Here is a 21010-nt window from a genome sequence, read left to right as displayed (position 1 = left end):
AATGACGGGAAAACAACGAAGAGAAGAAATTATTCACATTTTATCGAAACAAGAACAGCCATATTCTGGTACTTTATTGGCTAAACAACTGCAAGTTTCTCGTCAGGTCGTCGTCCAGGATATTGCCTTATTACGCGCTGAGAATAGGCAGATCTTATCGACTAATAAAGGATATATCTTGTTGGCGGAAAATGAAACAACAAGGGTATTCAAAGTTCATCATACCAATGAGCAGGCTCGCGAAGAAATGAATTTGATTGTAGACCTTGGTGGTAAGATCGATGATGTATTTGTATATCATCGTGTGTATGGGTTATTAAAAGCGCCATTGAATATCAAATCACGACGCGATGTAGAAAATTATCTTCATGAAATCGAATGGGGGCATTCGTCTTTATTGATGAATGTGACGGCTGGTTATCATTATCATACGATATCGGCTGAAGATCAAAAGACCTTAGATTTGATTCAAACAGAATTAGATCATGCCGGTTTCTTAGCGCCTCTACAAGATTATGAACCCGTTGATTTTTGGAAAGAGCACTAAAAAAGTTCTCAACAACGAGAACTTTTTATTTGCCTAAACAGAATTTCGAAAATAACGTATCGATGAGGTCTTCTCGATGGACTTCTCCAAAGATTTCTTTTAAATGATCATGGGCCGATTGAATATCGATTTCAACCAAATCGGGTTCCACGCCCATTTCCATGGCTTCCTTGGCATGCAACATATCTTGTTTGGCTTGTTGGATCAAACCAATCTGTCGTTCACTGGATAATAAAGGATGTTCATTGACAACATTGGTTTCAAATAATTGTTTCATGGCATCCAATAAAGGTTCGATTTCATGATTTTGTGCGGAAATCCAGATACCTTCCTGTTGTGTTTCCAACTTGTCTTTTTTATTGTAGACAATGAGGCGTGTCTTTTCTTTTGTTTGGTCTAATAATTTTTGATCTTCCGCATCCAATGGTTTGGATCCATCCAATACGACGATTACTAGTTGTGCTTGTTTCAATTTTTCTTGGGTTTTTTGAATCCCAATTTGTTCAATTTGATCTGTCGAGGCATGCAAGCCTGCGGTATCGATCAAATTAAATTGTGCGGATCCAATATGGATCTGTCCTTCCACTAAATCACGGGTGGTTCCCGCAATATCGGTTACAATGGCTTTATCTTCTTCCAATAAAGCATTTAATAAAGAGCTTTTTCCAACATTGGGTTTACCCACTAAAATGGTATCGATACCTTTTTTCGCTAATTGACCACTTTGGGCACGTGCTAAGATGGCATCGATCTTTTCAAGCCATGTCTTGGTCATGGGTAATAATTCTTCGGTAGTTAATTGAGCGACATCTTCATATTCCGGATAATCAATGTTGACTTCAATTTGTGCAATGATATTTAATAAATCTTCAATCAATGGTTTGATCAATTCGGCTACACTACCGCGAATACCTTGGATGGCCATATTGGATGCAGTATCATTGGTGGCCTCGATCATATCTTCGACTGCTTCGGCTTGGGATAGATCAATACGTCCATGATAGAAAGCCCGTTGGGTAAATTCACCGGGTTTGGCCATTTGTGCACCATGACTGAGGACCATGGTCAATATTTTTCGTGTGATGTATACACCACCGTGGCAATTGATTTCGACAATGTCTTCACGCGTATATGTTTTTGGCGCACGAAAGATTGAAACCAATACTTCATCGACAGGTTGTTTATTTTCATCAATGATATAGCCATAATGCATGGTATAGGATTTGGCCTTGGTGATATCTTTATTAAAAATCGATTGGACAATGGATATCGCATCTTCACCAGATACCCGAACGATGGAAATCGCACCGGGGGCTAGTGCAGTGGATATCGCCGCAATAGTTGTATCAAACATATCTTTATTTTATCATAGATAGAAAGAGGTTAACAGTATGAAGATATATACACAAAAAGATGCACAAAAAGTAGCGAATGCGTTTTTAGCGCATGATGTTTTAGCTATTCCTACGGATACGGTTTATGGTGTGGGCGTCGTTTATGGAGATTTAAATGATCTTTCGCGTTTAAAACATGCCAAACATCGTCCGGAAACCAAGCCCATTCCGATGATGGTTGCGAGTGCTTCGCAAATGAAACAAATTGCGAAAGTGGATGCGCGGACCGAAAAGATCATTGATGCGTTTTTACCAGGCCCATTGACTTTGATCTTGCCTTTAAGAGAAGATGTATCAAAAGAATATACGAATGGGAAGGATACCGTCGCTGTTCGTATTCCGGATGCACCGTTTATTTTAAATGTGATCCAGCGATTGAATAAACCATTATTGGTTAGTAGTGCGAATATTTCAGGACGTCCTGCAGCGATTACTTTTGATCAGGCCAAAGAAAATCTGCCAAATATCGATGGCATCGTCCAAGGCCAATGTCAACAAGGTATGGCAAGTACGATCGTGGATTGTACAAAAGAGCAGTTAGCTATATTACGAGAAGGACCTATTTCACTTTCGGAATTAGAAAACGTAATCTCTGATTGACAAAGTGGATTTGGTTTTGTACGATACACATAAGGCTATGAAAAGGACGAGTACCGATCAATAATGGTCTAGAGAACTCTTGGTTGGTGGAAAAGAGTACAGGATGATGGGGAATAAAACCTTGGAGCTGCTTGTAGTTCCTGCATTAAAGGAAGCACTGTTTATCGACAGTGGCAGAGGTTTAGAAAGTGATTTCTAAACAAAATAGGGTGGTAACACGAACATTTCGTCCCTTGGATGAGATGTTCTTTTTTTATGAGAGAAAAGGAGAAGACATGAAACAAAAACTTACGCAACAAGAACAAGTACGCCGTCAAAAGATGCAAGATTTGATCGATATGGGTATTGATCCATTTGGTCGTCGTTTTGATCGAGATGCGCGTTGTGGTCAAATCACGGAAGAATATGATCGATATACCAAGGAAGAACTAGAAAAATTAGATGTACATGTAACGATTGCTGGTCGTATCATGCGTAAACGTCGTCAAGGAAAAGCCGGATTTATGAATATCCAAGATGTGACAGGAGATATTCAAATCTATGTTCGTAAAGATGAATTGGGCGATGAAATGTATGAGATCTTCAAAAAGAATGATATTGGCGATATCGTTGGTATTGAAGGTACCGTTATGAAAACGGATCATGGACAATTGTCGGTACGTGCCAAGGAATACACGCATTTAGCGAAGTCTTTGCGTCCATTGCCAGAAAAATTCCATGGACTACAAGATACCGAAGAACGTTATCGTCGTCGTTATGTGGATTTGATCATGAATCCAGAAGCAAAGAAAATTGCGCTCACAAGACCAAGAATCATTCGAGCAATCCAAGAATATTTAGATGGTCAAGGATTGATGGAAGTAGAAACACCCGTTCTACAACCAATTTTAGGTGGAGCAGCCGCTCGTCCATTTGTGACCCATCACAATGCCTTGAATATGGATTTCTATTTACGTATTGCGACAGAATTGCCATTGAAACGATTGATCGTTGGTGGTTTGGAAGGTGTGTATGAAATTGGTCGTTTGTTCCGTAATGAAGGAATGGATGCCACGCACAATCCAGAATTCACAACGGTCGAGGCGTATGTTGCCTATAGTGATTTGCATGGCATGATGGATCTAATTGAAGGTATGTTCCGTTTTGTATCCGAAAAAGTATTAGGAACCAATGTGATTACATACCAAGGAACACAATTGGATCTAAGCAAGCCATTTAAACGTATAACAATGTGCGATGCCGTTAAAGAAAAGACAGGTATTGATTTTAAACAAGAAATGTCTTTTGAAGACGCAAAGAAATTAGCTGCTGAACATGATATCGAATTGGAACAAAAACATAATTCCGTAGGTCATATTATTTCCTTATTCTTTGAGAAATATTGTGAAGAAACTATTGAACAACCAACGTTTGTCTATGAATATCCAATTGAAATCAGTCCATTAGCGAAGAAGAATGTAGATGATCCTCGTTTTACAGATCGTTATGAATTGTTTATTTGTGGTCATGAATATGCCAATGCCTTCTCCGAATTGAATGATCCAATTGATCAAAAAGAACGTTTTGAGAAACAATTGGAACTTCGTGATCTTGGTGATGATGAAGCCAATGAAGTGGATACCGATTATGTGGAAGCATTGGAATATGGTATGCCTCCAACTGGTGGTGTAGGTTTAGGAATTGACCGTTTTGTGATGTTACTAACTGATCAAAGAACCATTCGTGAAGTCTTGTTGTTCCCTCATATGAAATTGGTTGGGGATTCAAAAGCAGCGAAACGAGCCAATGCAGCAACATCAGCACCTGTTGAAAAGATTGATTTTTCAAAGGTAGAAATTGAACCATTATTTAAAGAATATGTTGATTTTGATACGTTCAGTAAGAGTGATTTCCGTGCAGTGAAGATCTTAGATTGTGTGGCAGTACCAAAATCAAAGAAATTGTTGCAGTTTACATTGGATGATGGCACGGATACACATCGTACGATCTTAAGTGGAATCCATACTTATTATGAACCAGAAGATTTAATTGGTAAGACAGCGATTGCAATCGTTAATTTACCTCCTCGTAAAATGATGGGTATTGATTCTTGTGGTATGTTGCTCAGTGCCATCCATAAAGAAGCAGGTGAAGAAAAGTTACATCTATTGCTTGTGGATGATCATATTCCAGCCGGAGCAAAATTGTACTAGAAAAGGCACATTACGTGCCTTTTTTTATGTAAACAGAAAAAAACGGAGATTGCTTTCTCCGTTGCTTAGGCATGTTTCTTTCGTAGTATCAATAGAAGACCGAAAGCAAGTACACCTGTTACGATCCATTGCGTTGCATGGGTTTCGATACCAGTTTGTGTGCCTTCTGTTTTTTTCGTTTGTGATCCTTCGCTATTTTTTGTTTGCGTTGTGTTATTGTTAGCATTATTGGTTTTGGATGTTGTTGCTTGTTTTGGATTGGCTGTAAACGTCCATGTACCCGTGAATGTAATATCTGTATCCATGACTTTTTCATTGGCATCATAACCAGTAAATGTCCATACACCATCATCCACCGTCACTTTTGTCGTTTCTGGTTGCGTAGCTGTAACCGTTTCTCCTTCTTGTGCGGTGGTCGATTCTGGTAATAATTTCATGACTTCTTGTGGCAAGGTTTTATCTTGGGTACCACTGACAAATTGATAGGAAACCGAATGCATGGCAGCTAAGTCCAAAGTTAATTGTTGATAGCCTTCTTTATAATTGGTTGCAGTATCGGTTACACCGGCCGTAGCTTCTATCGTAGTTGCACTAGTATCTGTGGTTGCGATAAATGTTTGCGTATACGTATTTCCAGATTGAGTAATCGCACTCGATGCTTGGGCATTATTGACAGAGAAACTTACTTGATTCGTTGTTGGTAAACCTTCCGAATTGTTGTAATCATTATTGATCGTCAATGTGAGGGTAAAGGTTTGTCCTCGTTGGATCGTTCCTTGTACGTCACTTGTTAATGTAAGGTCAGGGGCTACTTTCCAAATTTCAATGTAGGTTGGTATATTGTTCAACGTACTTGGAAAGACATAGTTATCGGCCTGTGGACCGAATGGCGAAAGATTTGAAATATTGATCAGTGTATAGGTACCGGCATTCGCTGATGATAAGGTACCATCACCATCCGAACCGACTAAATTGGTTGGCTTCCCTGTTGTATAATCTTCTCGTGTATATACGTGGTTTAGATCTGTCCAGTCGCCATTGACATAATATTGATCAGATTCAGCAGCCCAGCCCCAGTTAAATACTTTTACGTAGTTGGTTCCATCGTAATAACGACTGTTCACAAACGCAAAGCTTTGATTGGTTGAATAGTGGCCAACATAACTAGCCGGATCATTTTCGGTGGCCAAGACCGGATGGGACATCGTACCCAAAATCAGTCCGGCACAGAAGAGTGCTTGTAAGAATTTTTTCATAGTATATCCCTTTCATTTATTGTAAATCACAACAATTATAACAAATGAAAGTTTTCGTCTTAAACATATATAAAAAATGAAATATATCAATAAATAAAATATATTGATGCATTAAACATATTCTCGATTTGTATACAAATAAAAAAGAATCTGTTCACAAATCAGGAACAGATCCACTTTGTAATTGGACTGCTTGTTGCAGTCATATGCCATCAATTACAGTTCTAAATATTAATACTTTTTTGAATAGTAATCAAATATTATTTTTAGATAAAGTTCTATATGTTCACAATATAAATATAGTTGTAATGCAGATTGCACAAAAAATGAAAAACACGTCAGAACGTGCTATTTTTGTAGGTGGAGATGAATGTATGGTTTTAAAAATGATTTTAATTGCGTTTCTTGTCATTGCCTTTCTATGGCAAAGATGGATATCGTATTTGACTTGGAAACAAAGATCAAAACCACTTCCAGAAGCGGTTTCGACGATTTATACACCCTCGCGGTATGCTAAGTTTTTATCCTATAAGAAGGAGTATGCCAAACTATCTGGTTGGGTACGTCTTGGTACTTTAGCAATCAGTATTTTTTATATTTTGTCCCCTTTCTTTACTTGGTTTGATGGTGCCAATCCATATCTCAGTGCTTTTTTAACGTATATGGTTATGGAACTGATCGAAGAAGGAATCGATATACCGGTTGTTTATTATGAAACGTTTCAAATTGATGAGAAGTATGGTTTAAATAAACAGACCAAATCATCTTGGATCAAAGATCATGTCTTAGATTTTGTGTTTGAAACCTTTGTGATGCTTGTGGTCGGTGGTCTGCTGATTTATTTGTGTACCCATCTATCCACATGGACAAATGGATTTTCGATTTCTTATCGTCAATCGTTTCTCTTTTGTTTGATCATTCTTGCGATTTATCTATTCTTAATGATTGCGATGTCTTTTTTATCTTTGTTGGTGATGCGAAAGAAATATACCTTTACGGAAATGGAAGAAGGACCATTGCGTTCTCAAATCGAAGCCTATGCATCGGAAGCTAAGAAAAAAGTACGACATATCAAGATTTATGACGAATCCAAAAAATCCAATGATAAGAATGCGTTCTTATTAAAGTTTTTATGGATCCGTGAATTTGGGATTGCCGATAACTTTATCCAAGAAAACAGTGAAGACGAATTATTAGCGGTCTTGTTGCATGAAATTGGTCATTTGAAACATAAGAAAAACATTTGGAATTACCTTCATTATGCGTTTTTGGTCTTGTTGTTTTTCTTCTTTGTTTGGCTGATTCCTCATGCTCAAACGATCGTTGATTTGAATACATGGATCAATCAATCTTTTGGTTTGTCACACACCAATTATGTGTTGTCTTTCATGGTTTTTTCTTATGGCTTTGCACCTATATCCTTTGTGCTTGGAATCTATCATAATTTTGTTTCTTGTAAAGAAGAAAAAGAAGCGGATAAAAATGCGGTCAATCATGGGTATGGACAAGCTTTGATTGATACGTTTACTCAATTATCCAGTGATGAATTGATCGATGTGAATCCACATCCTATTGTTGAACGATTGTATTATGATCATCCAGGTATGTATCAACGAATTTCTTATATTCAAGCATGGGAGAATGCACATGCAAGCTAGAAGAGGATTTGTACCCGATGATGAGAAAAACTTTTCGGATACGGCCATGCCCGTACTGCATAAAGCCGCAAAAGACGTGTGCTATTTGATCAATGCGGGGTATGATCGTAAACAAGCTTCTACTTTTGTGGGCAATCATTATTGTTTATCCGAACGGCAACGATTGGCCGTTGCACGCAGTGTTGCGACTGATAAACAATTAACCAATCGCAAAGCCAAAGAAGTATTTGATTTTGGAAAAAAAGATGTATGGATCGATGGATTCAATCAAATCATTACTTTAGAAGTATTATTAAACCATTCCCCTCTATTTTTGGGAATGGATGGAGTTGTTCGGGATTTAGCCTCTTTACGTGGCAACTATCGAATCATTCCACAAACCAAACAAGCCGTTGCTTTATTGTTAGAATGGGTATATGCCTATCATCCTGGAACCATCCATATCCTTTTAGATGCACCGGTTTCTAATTCAGGACGACTCAAAACCAAAATCTATGATGTGGATCCAATGGTAGATGTGCAAATTGTTCAACATGTGGATTTAATTCTTTATGAAAAGGCTAATGTGATCACTTCGGATTCCATTATTTTGGATTCTTGTATTTCTTGGTTTAATTTAATGGTCCTATGTTTGAAAAAAACACATTTTATGGCTTATGACATTGAGTTTTGAACAAAAGCATAATCATAGACTATTTCTTTGGTACGATTCTGCACAAAGGATGGATTGGTGTTCATTGAAAACTTAAGGAAAGTATCGGGGATATGGCATAAAAAAGAAAAGAGGAAATGAATAAAGTCTAGTGAAGCATCATTAGGCAACTGGGTTCGATGGGGTATCAAATAGCGAATGTTATGTGGTAATTGCATCCATGTAAAAGACGAAGAAGAATAAAAAAATACGGTTTAGTCCGTATTTTTTAGTTTCAATAAAATGCGATCGGGCATTTGTTTGATGACAATTTTCACAAGGCTCAAGCCAAGGGTGCGATCGCAATAGTCGGTAAGGACTTGAACGATAAAACAAGCAGGGGTCAAGCCGATGAATTTGGCGAGGATCTGTACGAATACGGTCGATCCACTCGAGGTGATACCACCGAATAAGATGGCGGTAATACAAGCACTCACCAAAGAAGTAGGTAAAGTGATCCATAGACTTGTTAAGAATACATTGTTGGTGCGATGAAACAGTAAACCTGTCAATAAACCTAATAAGATGCCAACTGGGGCATAATAGAGTGAGTAGACATCGCCTAACATCCACATGGCCACACCGCTTAATGCATTGGGAAGCATACCATAGATGGGTCCGCATACGGCCGCAATAAAGAAGGTACCGATACTATCTAAATAAATGGGCAAGTGCAATAGGAGTGCAATTTGGCCACCAATGATGTTGATGGCTATCGCAAAGGCAATGGCACAAACGTGATAGGTACTAATTTTCTTCATGATCAATCACTCGACTTTCAAATAAGGTAAAAAACTTGGATACATCCACTTGGGTCAGAATTTTGGCGTTGGCTGGTTTGTGATAGAAATCATAGGCATCGACCACACTTTCTCCTCGTGTGATACCGTCAGTTTCGATATCGGTATAGGCTTTAAAACCGGAACAAATGGATGGATCAATCACATACGCAATGGCTAAAGGATCGTTAATAACACATCCTTTTAAATGTTCTTGGTGCCAATGGAACGTAAAATAGAAGGATGTGATTTTACGAATAAAATCGGTCACTTTTTTATTTTTTGGTTCCCAGGCATCAAGGATTTCATGGGTCAATACGATTTGTCGGGTCACATCTAGTCCAATCATATGGATCATTTTGGTATGGGCATAGACGATTTTAGCAGCTTCGGGGTCTTCCCAATAATTGTATTCGCCAACGGGTGAACAATTGCCATGGGCTTTATAGGTGCCACCCATGGATATAAACGTGTCAATAGCTTCAAAAGCAGCAGGATCTTTGGCAATGAGCTGGGCAAAATTGGTCATGGGACCAATCGCAATAACGGTACATGGTTCTTGTTTCAGGGTCTTGGATAAAAATTCGATGGCATCCATTTTTTGTTCATATCCTGGAACAGGATCCAGAAAGCTTTCGCCTAAGCCATCCGCGCCATGGGTATCTAAAGCATCAACATAGGGCTTTTTTAATGGTTGGGTAGCTCCTTTATAAATTGGAATGTCTAAACGATGAATGAATTTTAAGATTTTTTTAGCATTTTCAAATCCCATATCGACAGGGGTATTGCCACAGACGATGGTGATACCGATGACTTCGATTTCGGGACTGCTTAAAGCTAACATCAAAGCTAAGCTATCATCGATACCCGGATCACAATCAATAATTACTTTTCTCATTTTGTCTCCTAACTAAAAAAAGTACCAGGTCATAGACTGGTACTTTTATTTCATCATAAAAAGTGCTTGCCTATGATTATACTGGGAGGTCAATAAAAACCAGTTGTCTTATTTATACAAAAAATAGGAATTTTCTGCAAGAAAAGTGTATACCATTTTCATAAAAGATACAATATTGATGAAAGATAAAATAAATATGTGAGGAGGGTGGAAATGTATATCTTAAAGACCATTTCCATGGATAAAATATGGGGAGATGAGCGTTTAAAAGCGTATGGAGCAACGAGTGCGCATACGGGCATTGTTTATTCTTGTGCAGCTATTGAAGGAATCGATAGTCCAGTAGGACAGACGACATTGCGTACATTGATTCAAAAAACACCGACTGCTTTTGGATTATTGCCAAAGGAAGAATATCCAATCATTGTGAGTTTTGATGCTGCCAAAATGGATGTAAGTGTGCAAGTCCATCCGACCGATCGATTTGCACAGGATCAAGAAGGGAAACCATATGGCAAGTGTGAAGCTTGGTATTTTATTGAAGCTCCCAAAAAAGGATGGGTCTATGCGGAAAATGTCGAGGAGTCTAAAGATTCGATCAAAGAGGCAATCGCAAAAAAGGATTTTCATCAGGCATTAAAGAAATATCCAGTGAAGAGTGAGGACTTATTGTTTACGCCGGCTGGCACGGTTCATTGTTTGACAAGTGGTGCTTTGATTTATGAAATTCAACAATCGACCAACATTACCTATCGTTTATATGATTATGATCGAACCGATGAAAAAGGCAACAAACGAGCATTGCATGTAGAAAAAGCTCTGGCAACCATGAATCCGATGAATAAAGAAATCAAACAAACCTTTCATGCTGGTCGACGGGCTTCTTTCTATGCGTTTGATCTTATGCATAAACATATGCAAGATCATATTTCGAATCCAAGTGATATTGCGGCTGTATGCACGGTTTTATCTGGACGCATCTTAGTCGATAATACCTTAGTGGAACCAGGAACGAGTATTTTATTGATGCCAAAAGAAACGGTATCGATTGATGGACAAGCGGATTGTATTATGGCTACTCCAAATCCGTATTGGCGAGAAATAGAATAAAAAAGGGCGAGTCTTTAGGATTCGTCCTTGAGTAGTTCTTGGGCACAAGAGACATCGGTAATCAAAACATTGATGTATTTACCGGCAATGGCTCCTTTGATGGCATTGGCTTTTTTTGTGCCACCACCTATGCCAATGGATAGGGGTACTTTTCTTAGCTTTTGAATGTTGACACCAACCACATTATTATAGGCTTTATATGGTGCGGTCTTTCCTTCGATATCATAAAATTGCATGTTGACCTCACCGACTACTTTTTTACTTAAAAGTTCTTCGACTTCGTGTTCTTTATAATAACCTGTCGCCATGATGGATGATTCATTTTCGTTGGGATAACCAATACCAACGATCGCAATATCTAGATGATTGCCATAGGTCAATACGGAGGTAATGCTTTCTTCTTTGAGTAAACCTTGAAGTAGATGGCGATTGGCTACACGAGCTGGGGCCAATAAAGGAATGGCTTGGCCACTCAATCGATGAGCCATAACATGGGCTAGAGAATTGGAATGCAGATCGTTAGCCATAGATCCCTGGCCGCCAACCAAAGGAACGATGGTAACATCTTTTTTAGTGGGTTTCATGGCATTGATCATATAATATAAGGTACTTCCCATGGAAATGCCAATCGTATCCTGATCTTTAATGTTGTAGTCGAGGTACTGACATGCGGTTTTTCCTAGGGATTGTTTCAAGGCATCTGAGTTGGGTTGTTCATCAATGATGATGCATTCTTTTAAGCTATATTGTTTCTGTAGTTGATTTTCTAGATGCCAATGTTGAATTAAGTCTAAGTTATGAATATGAATGTCGACAATGCCTAGGTCTACGGCGGATTTCAACATGCGAATCACGATGGGACGAGAAATTTGTAGCTGCTTGGCTATATCTTGTTTGTTGATGCCTTGGTTATAATACATATCGCTGATTTTGGTCATCAAACGAATATCATCTACTACTTTTTTCATGCGAACACTCCCTTTTTATTAAAATTATACGAAATTATCAAATTTCAAACAATAAAAAAGGAGAGTGAACCTCTCCCAAGTGATTGATTAGGCGGAAATCAAATCGTTTTCGTAATCGATGATGCGTTGTACTTTTGGCATCGAACGACTGTTTGTATCAAATGTGCAAGATAGATATTCTTTTACCAATTCTTTGGCCAAGTTGATGCCGATGATCTGGCTGCCCATCGTAATGATGTTGGCATTATTGGATAATTCGGCACGTTGTGCTTGATAGACATCGTGAATACAAGCTGCATAGGCGCCTTTGACTTTATTGGCGGCAATGGATACACCAATTCCGGTTCCACACAATAAGATGCCTCGATCGCATGTATGATTAGCTACGTCTTTAGCGACTGCGAAGGCTACGTTGGCGTAGATGGGGTCATCGCTGCCATAGTCAACAACGTCATATCCAAGTCCTTTTGTGAATTCCATTAATTCTTTCTTAAAATCGGTTGCGTTAGGGTCACATCCAAATGCAATTTTCATCTTTCTTTCCTCCTTATTAAATAATGATGAATAATCGATATTTTTGGCATTGCCATAAATTTCTTCTGTTAAAATATCGGCAATGATTTCTAAGCGTCCATGATCTTTCGCAAATTGTAAGATGGAATAGCGTGGACGTACTTTGTAGCCTTCGACAATACTGCGATGGAATAAATCTTTATCAATCCCAATCTCTTTTGGTGAAGTAGGAGCACCACCTTTTTTTAATAATGCCTTGATTTCTGCTGGAGATGCACACCAATCCATCACACCAGCTGGTAAGATATCTTCACACAATTCAAAGATACGAGCAATGACAGGCGTAGCAACACCAACTTGGATACCATGATGATTGGGATTCAATCCACGAGCAATATAATCCATTTCCCAATAATGCGATAACATATGTTCAGCACCGGATGCAGGCCTTGAAATATTGACTAGACCCATGGCTACACCACTGATTGTTAAGGCTTCCATTAAATTGCCGAGGGCTTCTGGATCTCGTTGTGGCAAACCATCTACAGTAGAGAAACATTTATCGAGAGCTTTATCAACCAATTGGACACAAGTGTCACAACGATCATCGCCATTGGCTTTTACGGCTAGATCCCAATCGGTCAATGCCGTGATCTTGCCAACTACATCACCAAAGCCAGCTTGAATCAAATCTTGAGGTGCGGTTTTTAAGATGTCGGTATCACCAATCAAACCATAGGTCAAATGGGCAAGAGGGGAATATTTGTAGCCATGGGAAATGATGGGGGCTCCATCCGCTACATATCCATCCATGGAAGGTGCGGTGGCTACAATAATATATGGCAGTTTGGTACGTGAAGTTACAAATTTGCACGAATCATTGATTACACCGGATCCGACACCAATCACAAGTTCGCAGTCTAGATCTTCTTCCTGTAGGATGCGTCCCAATGTTTTTTCATCGGGAAGCAGAATATCATCACCAACATCAAAAAGTAGTTCTTTTACATGGGAAAACCCATTTGCTTTTAATAATTCAACAGCCTTTTTTCCAGCGATTTCATATGTATGATTGTCAAAAACAACTAAGATGGACGAATCTTTAAAGGGAGCTGCTATTTTTGGTAAATCATTGATAGCTCCTTTTTTAATGTCGATGTCATGAACCGGAAAGGTATGATGCTTGCCACATGTACAATCAAAATCTAGGTCAACCATTTCGTTGATGGGCATATTCAAAATGTTTTTCATTATGTATCCTCCTAAATGTTCTAAGCAAGATATATCTTTGTTTACGGCTTCATTATAGGAGCTCAATTTTTATATGTCAACATAAATATTTACAAAAAGAATAAAAACAAAATAAAAAAGAATAAAACATGAATTAAAATAAAAATATAATTACAAATGTAAATATAAATAAAATATTATAAAAATATCCCATTTCGGAGTATATTGATGGTAGAGGATAAAAGTATGATAAAAATAAAATTAGAAGAAACCAGACCCCATGCTTTAGAAAAGAAAGTATATGAAAGAGAATTGCCAAAAGAGATGCATTTGGATTTTTATGATGATTATGATCCAACACCTGAACAGATTGATGTTCTGCAAGCAAGAGCCAATCCAACCATTGGCATCGATATTACTACAGAACCAATTGATATTCGTGATTTGAATATTCGTGTGCAAGATCATTATGTACCAATACGAATGTATCAATCCAAAGGAGAAAAGCACAAAGCCATTGTTTATATTCATGGTGGTGGTTTTATTGGTGGACAAATCGAGGATAAAGATGCGCAATGTAAATATATGGCACAAATGAGTGATGCGGTCATTATTTCGGTTGGCTATCGTTTGGCACCGGAAACCATGTATCCAGGTGCCATTGAAGATTGTCTAGGTGTCTTGGATTGGGTGGATGCTTTGCGTGCGGATCGAGTCATTATTGGTGGAGACAGTGCTGGTGGAAATTTAGCGGCTTGTTGTATGGCAAGACGAAAGATTGATTATGGCTTTTTAATTTATGCGGCCTTAGATCTTTCAACATATAAAGAAAATCATTGGAATTATCGTTACTATGATATGGAGCCTACGCAGATTTCTATTATTAAGAATCGATTGTATCGATTCCGTAATTTGGCCATAGATATGAAAAAAATGTATGTACCTGAACATAAAGACGTAAAAGATCCGGATATATCTCCGCTTTATATAGAAGATCTTTCAAATTTTCCACCGATATTGATGATTGAAGCGGAATTTGATTATTATCGTCCTTGCAATCAGGCGTTTGAAAAGAAACTATCGAATTGTGAAGTTTTGTATTATGAAGGTTTGGATCATGGCTTTTTTGATCGAATTGGGCAGTTGGAACAAGCAAAAGATTGTATCGATGAAATCGCAAAAAGAGTGAAAGCGCTTTAAAATGACTAAAAAAATATAAACAAAAGCTATTCTGAATGATTTAAATAGACTTTAAGTGAGTATTTAAATATATCACCTTTATATAAAGTATTTCTATATTAATTTAAGTCGTTATAGTTGCTTTCAGTGCTTAAATAGTGCTCGTTTTTGTAAAAATCGTTGTTAAAAGTTACTTCAATAGCCTTTTTCATATCCTCTTTGCTAGCCTCTGTATATGTGTTTAATGTGGTCGTTATATTAGCGTGTCTAAGTAATTTTGACGCCGTGGCAACGTCTACACCACTAGTTACAAGGTTAGAGACTAAAGAATGTCTAAGTGCATGGAAACAGAAATTTTTGTCTAAATCTAATTCTTTTCTCATTCTAGTTACAAATTGTTCTATAATTCGTGGTTCTATATATAAGCCGTATTCATCGGGGCAAGCAATCTCATATGGATTTTGTTCAAACCATTGTATTAATACATCTTTTAACGGTTTAGGCAATGGCAAAATAGTTTTAGATGATTTTGTTTTCATTTTATCCGTTGTATGAAATTCCTCTTTTTTTAAACCGTTATGAACTAGTTGTTTATTGATTGTTACTGTATCATTGGTGATATCAAAATCGCTTTTGTTTAATGCTAACGCCTCACTAATTCTCAAACCTAAATAATATCCAATACATAACAAGCACGCATAAGAACGTTTATTAAAAGGGATATCCCCGTTTGTATTAGGCTTTAAAGTGTAATCAATAATTTTATTAAATTCATCTAGTGTAATAGGTTTTACATTACGTTTTTTATCCGTTCCAATAACTTCAATATCTTTTATAGGGTTAGATGAAACAAAGCCGTTTTTTAGTGCATATTTATATGTGTTTGATAGGATAGCCTTTATCATTATGCAAGTCTGCTTACTTTTTTGAAGATTGTTAAAAAAATATTGCCAATCCCTATAGATTAAACTATCAATCTCATAAATTCCCATGGTGCTCCTAATATGCTTGTTATATAGGATTAAATACGTACTTTTTGAATTATCTGAAAGTTTTTGTTTCCCTACAACGTAGACAAAATTTACAATACAAGACTTCATATATTAGAAGATGTGGACATAATCGCAAAGGGACACCAAAGCATTATATACCCAACAGAAGGCTATTCTATAGGTAACGATTTGCCTATAGAATGGGCTAACGAATCTGTTTACAAACTCTTGAATCTGAAGAATCACAACATTGATAAACATGATGTAAACACGGGGGCGCAATATAAAAGCGTTCCCTTTAACAAAGATGATTCAATATCAGACGGTAAACGACATGATTTTTTGATACGTGAAATAAGCAAATTAAAGAACAAAGGTGTTCAAGATACTGTGATTGAAACATACATACGTGAGGTAAATGAACGCCTATGTGTTCCCCCAATACCAAAAAAGGAACTAGAAACAACCGTTATTGGTGCAATAGAAAGGATGGACGGTATGAATGAAAATATGCACCCACCTAAAGGAATAGTACTATTGTATGGATGGAAAGATACGCTTAAATTATTGAATGAAAAGGGATTGCTATTTAACTTGATTGATGGGTTATTTGAATACGAGATTAACGGGGTAGAGCCCGATTTTACAGAACCTCTATTACAATATTTTTGGGCAGATAAAAGACAATACATAGATAAAGCCCTAGTAAATTATGGAATTTCCCAAAAAGGAAGGGAATTGGGCGGATTCAATAAAAATAGAATTGCCAAAGGACTTCCAAAAGCTACTTACGAGGAAATGTTACAGATAAAAGAACAAGAAAAATCAGAAAATAACGAGGATGGCTAAATATCATCCTTTTTATCATATGTGGACAATTACCACGAATACAAAAGAGGAACACAACACCACACAATATATGGGTTATCTATCTTCTATCTTCTATCTTCTTTCTTCTTTATCTTTACCAAGGTCAAGCAAGGTCAAGCAAGGTTAAGCATGGTCAAGCACTGTGGTGTGTTTTTTGCAATAAATAATTAGATGCACATCTCGTTATAGGAATGAATCAATATGAATATGGGGAGGGCAGAAAACGCCCAAATTATCAACTGTGGGGGATTGTGTTTCACTTGAACATAAACGCATACAAACAAGTGTATAAGCTCGTATAAAGGATTTATAGGGCACATATAAACGGTTTCTATTTTGTATTCAGTGCTCAAAGTTGTTCTTAAATCAACCGTATGAGCGTTATATGTATATTGTGAAATTACGCAAATATATCACAAGCAACTTTCAAGTAACTAAATGAATTAGATGAACCTCGTTGATTTGTGATATCACATAGAAATTCTTTTGAATTTTTAAAAATTTGTATGCCCCAAAACAATTGTTTTTTCTCTGTTTTCTTCATTTCAAGTTATAACCATGATTAAGGTAAAAAAAACGTGGTGTTTGCATAAGCCAATGCCCACTATTTGGAAAATGAAAAAAAGTTGTTGCGATTTTTCGATTTTTGCAACAACTCTTTTTTTAAACTAAACTTATAAAATTACCATAATTAACGCTACTATCATAACTATGAATAGGAATATTCCAATGTGTAAAACTATTGATGCCCATTTTCCCGTTCCATTAAGTATAGAACATAAAAATATTATCAATCCTATGAGATATATAGGATAAATCATATATAACAACGGTTCAACGGCTAATAATGCAAGACTTGTTAACATTCTTATACACCTCTTTTAAATGATATGTAATTCTAATTATTTAGTAAATACCTTTATTGTTTTTTAATGCCACTAAACTTTCATTAATGCATGATAGTTTTGTATTTGTCAACTGAAAACTGACCAACTTCGCAATTGAAAACTGATCAACTACTCACTCTCGAATCGAAGATATTTCATCATATTTCAGGATGAATATCTTCGATTTTTTCTGAATACTTTAATAGCTATTGATTGGTGGTTGAACCATTTTTTGTATTCCAATTCTTTGTTGCCAGAGTTCTATAACTATCTCCAGACATGTCAATCAGGTAAGACATGTATGCCAGTCTGTCAATGATTGCTCCCGTTAATACCTGGTCTTTAAAAACTTCATTCCACCGATCAAATGTCAGATTGGATGTGATGATCATGGCTCCTTTTTCATTTCGGCTGGATAACAGATTGAACAATATCTCTCCTCGTTCTTGGTCGAATGTGCAGTACCCCAGCTCGTCCAGTATGATCAGGTCATAGCTTTCAAATTTTCTTTTGTACATCGTTATTTGATTTTGATTCATCGCTTCTTTCAGTTCTATCAATAGGGTCGGTATGCTTACAAACAATACTTTCTTGCCCTGCTGACATGCTTCTGTTCCCAATGCGATGCTCAGTGCTGTTTTGCCTGTTCCCGGATTGCCAATCAATATGATATTCTGCTTATTGTCGATGAATTCAAGCGTCTCCAGTTCGTGAATTTTTTGTCGGATCTCTATGCTGAGATGTTCTCTTTGATAATCCTGCAAGATCATCTGATAGGGAAACTTTGCCCGTCTTATCCTCGTTTTTATGCTGTTTCTGGTTCGGAGCTCCACTTCATTTTTTAACAGTTCTTCCAAAAAATCTTCAAAGCTCATGTCTTTTAATCGTGCCTCTTTGGCACATTCTTCATAATTGTTACGAATGAATGGAAGACGTAGTATATATGCTGATTCTTTAATGGACATATTGATTTCCTCCAATGAACATTTCACATAATTCGTTGATCTGTTCCATCGTCTTATCATCGACAGCCTGCTGTATCTTTGCCTCCTGTTGTCTGGGTTCAAGTGCTTCGAGCAATGTTTTCAGATCACTGTCGGAATATCTTCTAAGTATTTCTATAAATACTTTGGGTTTTTCTTTATAATATTTATTGAACATATTTTTTAGTTCAGGTTCGCTCTTCAATGCCAGAGAATTCGAGAGCGAACCAGGTTTTCGGGAAAACGTGTGTAGATAGTGCCGAATGTCTATGCGCGTTTTTCCTTTCCCGGCAATACGGGCATGCCGTGCAACGATCTCCTGCTTATACATGATGATCAGATCATTTGGATACAGCTTTGCGATCACCCATTTTTGACACAGATCCTCCGGAACGGAATAACAGTTATTGTCGATATGAACAAATGAATATTTATCCACTCTGTTTTTTGTGATACGGGCCGTCTCATATCTTGGCCGGTATGGTTTAAGATGTTTCTTTTCTTCTTCGATATTCGAATTCTTATTGATCTCAACCAGTTTTTCCTGCAGATAGTCACATGCATTCTCAAATGTATCAAACGCATATTTATAAGCGAATACTTTATTTCGTATCCATTTGACAGCACTTTCAACGGTCCCTTTTTCATTGCCGCTGAAACAGTTGGTCACATTGATGGTGAAATCATAATAGAGTGCCAGCTTTATAAGCTGTTCATTCAGTTGCTTTTCATTTTTTCCAATAAAACGGGCGACCACATTCTTCATATTGTCATAGACACCTTCCTTGAATGATCCACCAAGCATCTCGAAGAAACGTACATGTGAATCCAGGAAGACATCCATCTTCGAATTGCGATACAGATAGGCCCAGCGAAATCCGGATGCAGGACAGACCAGGACGGCCAGGTATCCTTTTATATTCCTGCCATCGATAATCAGTCTTACTTCGCCAAAATCGTATTCAAATCGGTCACAGTAATCATATTTCTGTTTAATAAAAGCTTCTTTTTTTTCATCTCTAATGACTCGCAGCCGATTTCGTATCGTTGTTTCACCAATATCAAATCCCTGATTGATCAACAGCTGGTAGATCTGTCTGTCATTCAAGGCCTGTTTATGACCCGGTCCCAGGAGTCTGGTCTTGTTTTCTTCATCGGCAAGAATCTTGCGCAATTGAATATCCATTTCTTCAGAATACTTTCTAGCAGTCCGTTTTGATGAATCATAGGAAGGATCATCAATTAAAGTTTCAATAACTTTCCGTGTATCCACATTTGGATCCAGTTTCAGCAATTCATCCAAATTACTGCAATAGGATTTCCAGTACTTTCGAATCGTATTTCTGGAAACACCAAATGTTTTGGATATCCGGTTATCGCTCCACCCCTCTTTCTTCAATCGAATGATTTCATACTTTTGCATAATGGTTTTCATCTCCTTTTTTTGCCTCCTTTTGATTATAAAAACCATAAAGAAGCATAATAAAAAAACTGGTCAATTTTGAATTGCGATTTNTACTTTTGCATAATGGTTTTCATCTCCTTTTTTTGCCTCCTTTTGATTATAAAAACCATAAAGAAGCATAATAAAAAAACTGGTCAATTTTGAATTGCGATTTGTCCAAAAATTGATCAATTTTAAATTACAATATACAAGTTTTTCTATATTCAAATACAATGTATCAACAATAGATGCCCCTAATTCATCATCTGCATATTCTTTTATTGCAAGCATAATAACATCTAATGATTTTTTTAATATCTGTTAATTCTTCTACTATTTCTAAATTGTTCATAATTTGTTATCTCCTTTAAATTTTTTAGTGCTCTCTCAGTGCTCAAATAGTGCTCTTTTATAATGCATTTGTATGAAACACTAATATATATGTAATTAAATAACTCCTTTATATAAAGCACGCTAGCAACATTATAATAAGTTGTATGAAACGCTATTTTTAAAAAAAAAATTAAATAGACTATAATTATTGAAGAGAAATATCTATATGGCTTAATAAGCAAAGGCATTGAAAGATCCGGCTTTCTATAAGAAGTCTATAAAATAATATGATGATAGACTTCATCAATACATCCAAAAAAGGAAGGGGGAAAACATAAAAATTGTGTATTGAAATGTACAAATGTCCTTTATATAAAGCGGAATTTTACTATTTAGTTTTGTCACTTTTAAAAATGACAAATTCAAAATTCTAAAGATTGGAAAACGCTTTCAGCTTATTTATAATGAAACTGTAATTCAAGAGAA

The 21010-nt window shown here is 36.9% G+C and carries 19 protein-coding genes and 1 other annotated feature; of the genes, 8 read left to right on the top strand and 11 right to left on the bottom strand.

What is annotated here, in order from left to right; genetic code table 11:
* Window position 1 precedes the first annotated feature (1 nt).
* On the top strand, window positions 2-547 hold the full coding sequence (locus EDX97_RS04885) for a transcription repressor NadR (RefSeq protein ID WP_128520073.1): 546 nt from the start codon (window positions 2-4) through the stop codon (window positions 545-547).
* 25 nt (window positions 548-572) lie between these two features.
* Here the strand turns inward: EDX97_RS04885 and mnmE are convergent, their stop codons facing one another.
* Entirely contained in the window at window positions 573-1901 is a 1329-nt protein-coding gene (mnmE, locus tag EDX97_RS04880) for a tRNA uridine-5-carboxymethylaminomethyl(34) synthesis GTPase MnmE (RefSeq protein ID WP_128520072.1), read from the bottom strand.
* A 37-nt stretch (window positions 1902-1938) separates the two neighbouring features.
* Between mnmE and EDX97_RS04875 the strand changes: the two genes are divergently transcribed.
* Both EDX97_RS04875 and lysS read left to right on the top strand, forming a co-directional pair.
* A complete protein-coding gene (locus EDX97_RS04875; protein WP_128520071.1) occupies window positions 1939-2541 on the top strand; it encodes an L-threonylcarbamoyladenylate synthase in 603 nt (200 codons plus the stop codon).
* A 28-nt stretch (window positions 2542-2569) separates the two neighbouring features.
* Window positions 2570-2778: a binding site (T-box leader), on the top strand.
* 38 nt (window positions 2779-2816) lie between these two features.
* A complete protein-coding gene (gene lysS, locus EDX97_RS04870) occupies window positions 2817-4733 on the top strand; it encodes a lysine--tRNA ligase (protein WP_128520070.1) in 1917 nt (638 codons plus the stop codon).
* A 65-nt stretch (window positions 4734-4798) separates the two neighbouring features.
* On the opposite strand, the gene EDX97_RS04865 is transcribed toward lysS, so the two are convergent.
* Window positions 4799-5989, bottom strand: coding sequence for an SHIRT domain-containing protein (locus EDX97_RS04865; RefSeq protein ID WP_128520069.1), 1191 nt, complete (start codon window positions 5987-5989; stop codon window positions 4799-4801).
* Window positions 5990-6297: 308 nt separating this feature from the next.
* Between EDX97_RS04865 and EDX97_RS04860 the strand changes: the two genes are divergently transcribed.
* Window positions 6298-7647, top strand: coding sequence for a M48 family metallopeptidase (locus EDX97_RS04860; protein WP_183164273.1), 1350 nt, complete (start codon window positions 6298-6300; stop codon window positions 7645-7647).
* Window positions 7637-8320, top strand: coding sequence for a DUF434 domain-containing protein (locus tag EDX97_RS04855; RefSeq protein ID WP_221175891.1), 684 nt, complete (start codon window positions 7637-7639; stop codon window positions 8318-8320). The genes EDX97_RS04860 and EDX97_RS04855 overlap by 11 nt, the downstream gene beginning before the upstream one ends.
* 233 nt (window positions 8321-8553) lie before the next feature.
* On the opposite strand, the gene EDX97_RS04850 is transcribed toward EDX97_RS04855, so the two are convergent.
* Together EDX97_RS04850 and EDX97_RS04845 are read right to left on the bottom strand one after the other, a co-directional pair.
* Window positions 8554-9099 (bottom strand): ECF transporter S component, encoded by a 546-nt coding sequence (locus tag EDX97_RS04850; RefSeq protein WP_173446981.1) that lies wholly within the window; start codon window positions 9097-9099, stop codon window positions 8554-8556.
* Window positions 9086-10015: a nucleoside hydrolase gene (locus EDX97_RS04845; RefSeq protein WP_128520066.1), complete on the bottom strand. Its 930-nt coding sequence runs from the start codon at window positions 10013-10015 to the stop codon at window positions 9086-9088. The genes EDX97_RS04850 and EDX97_RS04845 overlap by 14 nt, the downstream gene beginning before the upstream one ends.
* 213 nt (window positions 10016-10228) lie before the next feature.
* Here EDX97_RS04845 and EDX97_RS04840 point away from each other — a divergent pair, with 213 nt between their 5' ends.
* Window positions 10229-11125: a class I mannose-6-phosphate isomerase gene (locus tag EDX97_RS04840; protein WP_128520065.1), complete on the top strand. Its 897-nt coding sequence runs from the start codon at window positions 10229-10231 to the stop codon at window positions 11123-11125.
* Between the two features lie 14 nt (window positions 11126-11139).
* On the opposite strand, the gene EDX97_RS04835 is transcribed toward EDX97_RS04840, so the two are convergent.
* Window positions 11140-12093 (bottom strand): sugar-binding transcriptional regulator, encoded by a 954-nt coding sequence (locus EDX97_RS04835; RefSeq protein WP_128520064.1) that lies wholly within the window; start codon window positions 12091-12093, stop codon window positions 11140-11142.
* Window positions 12094-12180: 87 nt separating this feature from the next.
* Entirely contained in the window at window positions 12181-13857 is a 1677-nt protein-coding gene (locus tag EDX97_RS04825) for an RpiB/LacA/LacB family sugar-phosphate isomerase (RefSeq protein WP_221175890.1), read from the bottom strand.
* 225 nt (window positions 13858-14082) lie between these two features.
* Here EDX97_RS04825 and EDX97_RS04820 point away from each other — a divergent pair, with 225 nt between their 5' ends.
* Window positions 14083-15036 (top strand): alpha/beta hydrolase, encoded by a 954-nt coding sequence (locus EDX97_RS04820; RefSeq protein ID WP_183164272.1) that lies wholly within the window; start codon window positions 14083-14085, stop codon window positions 15034-15036.
* Between the two features lie 98 nt (window positions 15037-15134).
* On the opposite strand, the gene EDX97_RS04815 is transcribed toward EDX97_RS04820, so the two are convergent.
* A complete protein-coding gene (locus tag EDX97_RS04815) occupies window positions 15135-16007 on the bottom strand; it encodes a tyrosine-type recombinase/integrase (RefSeq protein ID WP_183164271.1) in 873 nt (290 codons plus the stop codon).
* Window positions 16008-16127: 120 nt separating this feature from the next.
* Here EDX97_RS04815 and EDX97_RS04810 point away from each other — a divergent pair, with 120 nt between their 5' ends.
* On the top strand, window positions 16128-16856 hold the full coding sequence (locus tag EDX97_RS04810) for a primase C-terminal domain-containing protein (protein ID WP_128520061.1): 729 nt from the start codon (window positions 16128-16130) through the stop codon (window positions 16854-16856).
* Window positions 16857-17277: 421 nt separating this feature from the next.
* Here EDX97_RS04810 and EDX97_RS11700 read toward each other — a convergent pair whose 3' ends face one another.
* The 4 genes from EDX97_RS11700 to EDX97_RS04795 all read right to left on the bottom strand — a co-directional run.
* Window positions 17278-17421 carry a hypothetical protein gene (locus EDX97_RS11700; RefSeq protein ID WP_183164270.1) on the bottom strand — a complete coding sequence of 48 codons (144 nt, stop codon included), beginning with the start codon at window positions 17419-17421 and terminating at the stop codon, window positions 17278-17280.
* 549 nt (window positions 17422-17970) lie between these two features.
* The gene (gene istB, locus EDX97_RS04805; protein WP_128520060.1) at window positions 17971-18729 is read right to left on the bottom strand and encodes an IS21-like element helper ATPase IstB; all 759 of its coding nucleotides are present in this window, start codon (window positions 18727-18729) and stop codon (window positions 17971-17973) included.
* Window positions 18719-20182, bottom strand: coding sequence for a Mu transposase domain-containing protein (locus tag EDX97_RS04800; RefSeq protein ID WP_183164269.1), 1464 nt, complete (start codon window positions 20180-20182; stop codon window positions 18719-18721). Before EDX97_RS04800 ends, istB begins: the two co-directional genes overlap by 11 nt.
* Before the next feature lie 81 nt (window positions 20183-20263).
* Window positions 20264-20482 (bottom strand): hypothetical protein (locus EDX97_RS04795; protein WP_221175889.1); only part of this gene is annotated, 219 nt, incomplete at its 3' end.
* Between the last annotated feature and the right edge of the window lie 528 nt (window positions 20483-21010).

This window comes from Absicoccus porci, assembly GCF_003725415.1.
Classification (GTDB): Bacteria; Bacillota_I; Bacilli_A; order Erysipelotrichales; family Erysipelotrichaceae; genus Absicoccus; species Absicoccus porci.
Note: the sequence above shows the minus strand (reverse complement) of the source record. Positions and strands in the feature narration are given on the sequence as shown.

Coding starts and splice junctions, on each gene's coding strand:
- EDX97_RS04885 (WP_128520073.1), top strand. CDS start 2: ATGACGGGAAAACAACGAAGAGAAGAAATTATTCACATTTTATCGAAA.
- mnmE (WP_128520072.1), bottom strand. CDS start 1,901: ATGTTTGATACAACTATTGCGGCGATATCCACTGCACTAGCCCCCGGT.
- EDX97_RS04875 (WP_128520071.1), top strand. CDS start 1,939: ATGAAGATATATACACAAAAAGATGCACAAAAAGTAGCGAATGCGTTT.
- lysS (WP_128520070.1), top strand. CDS start 2,817: ATGAAACAAAAACTTACGCAACAAGAACAAGTACGCCGTCAAAAGATG.
- EDX97_RS04865 (WP_128520069.1), bottom strand. CDS start 5,989: ATGAAAAAATTCTTACAAGCACTCTTCTGTGCCGGACTGATTTTGGGT.
- EDX97_RS04860 (WP_183164273.1), top strand. CDS start 6,298: ATGCAGATTGCACAAAAAATGAAAAACACGTCAGAACGTGCTATTTTT.
- EDX97_RS04855 (WP_221175891.1), top strand. CDS start 7,637: ATGCAAGCTAGAAGAGGATTTGTACCCGATGATGAGAAAAACTTTTCG.
- EDX97_RS04850 (WP_173446981.1), bottom strand. CDS start 9,099: ATGAAGAAAATTAGTACCTATCACGTTTGTGCCATTGCCTTTGCGATA.
- EDX97_RS04845 (WP_128520066.1), bottom strand. CDS start 10,015: ATGAGAAAAGTAATTATTGATTGTGATCCGGGTATCGATGATAGCTTA.
- EDX97_RS04840 (WP_128520065.1), top strand. CDS start 10,229: ATGTATATCTTAAAGACCATTTCCATGGATAAAATATGGGGAGATGAG.
- EDX97_RS04835 (WP_128520064.1), bottom strand. CDS start 12,093: ATGAAAAAAGTAGTAGATGATATTCGTTTGATGACCAAAATCAGCGAT.
- EDX97_RS04825 (WP_221175890.1), bottom strand. CDS start 13,857: ATGAAAAACATTTTGAATATGCCCATCAACGAAATGGTTGACCTAGAT.
- EDX97_RS04820 (WP_183164272.1), top strand. CDS start 14,083: ATGATAAAAATAAAATTAGAAGAAACCAGACCCCATGCTTTAGAAAAG.
- EDX97_RS04815 (WP_183164271.1), bottom strand. CDS start 16,007: ATGGGAATTTATGAGATTGATAGTTTAATCTATAGGGATTGGCAATAT.
- EDX97_RS11700 (WP_183164270.1), bottom strand. CDS start 17,421: ATGAAGAAAACAGAGAAAAAACAATTGTTTTGGGGCATACAAATTTTT.
- istB (WP_128520060.1), bottom strand. CDS start 18,729: ATGTCCATTAAAGAATCAGCATATATACTACGTCTTCCATTCATTCGT.
- EDX97_RS04800 (WP_183164269.1), bottom strand. CDS start 20,182: ATGAAAACCATTATGCAAAAGTATGAAATCATTCGATTGAAGAAAGAG.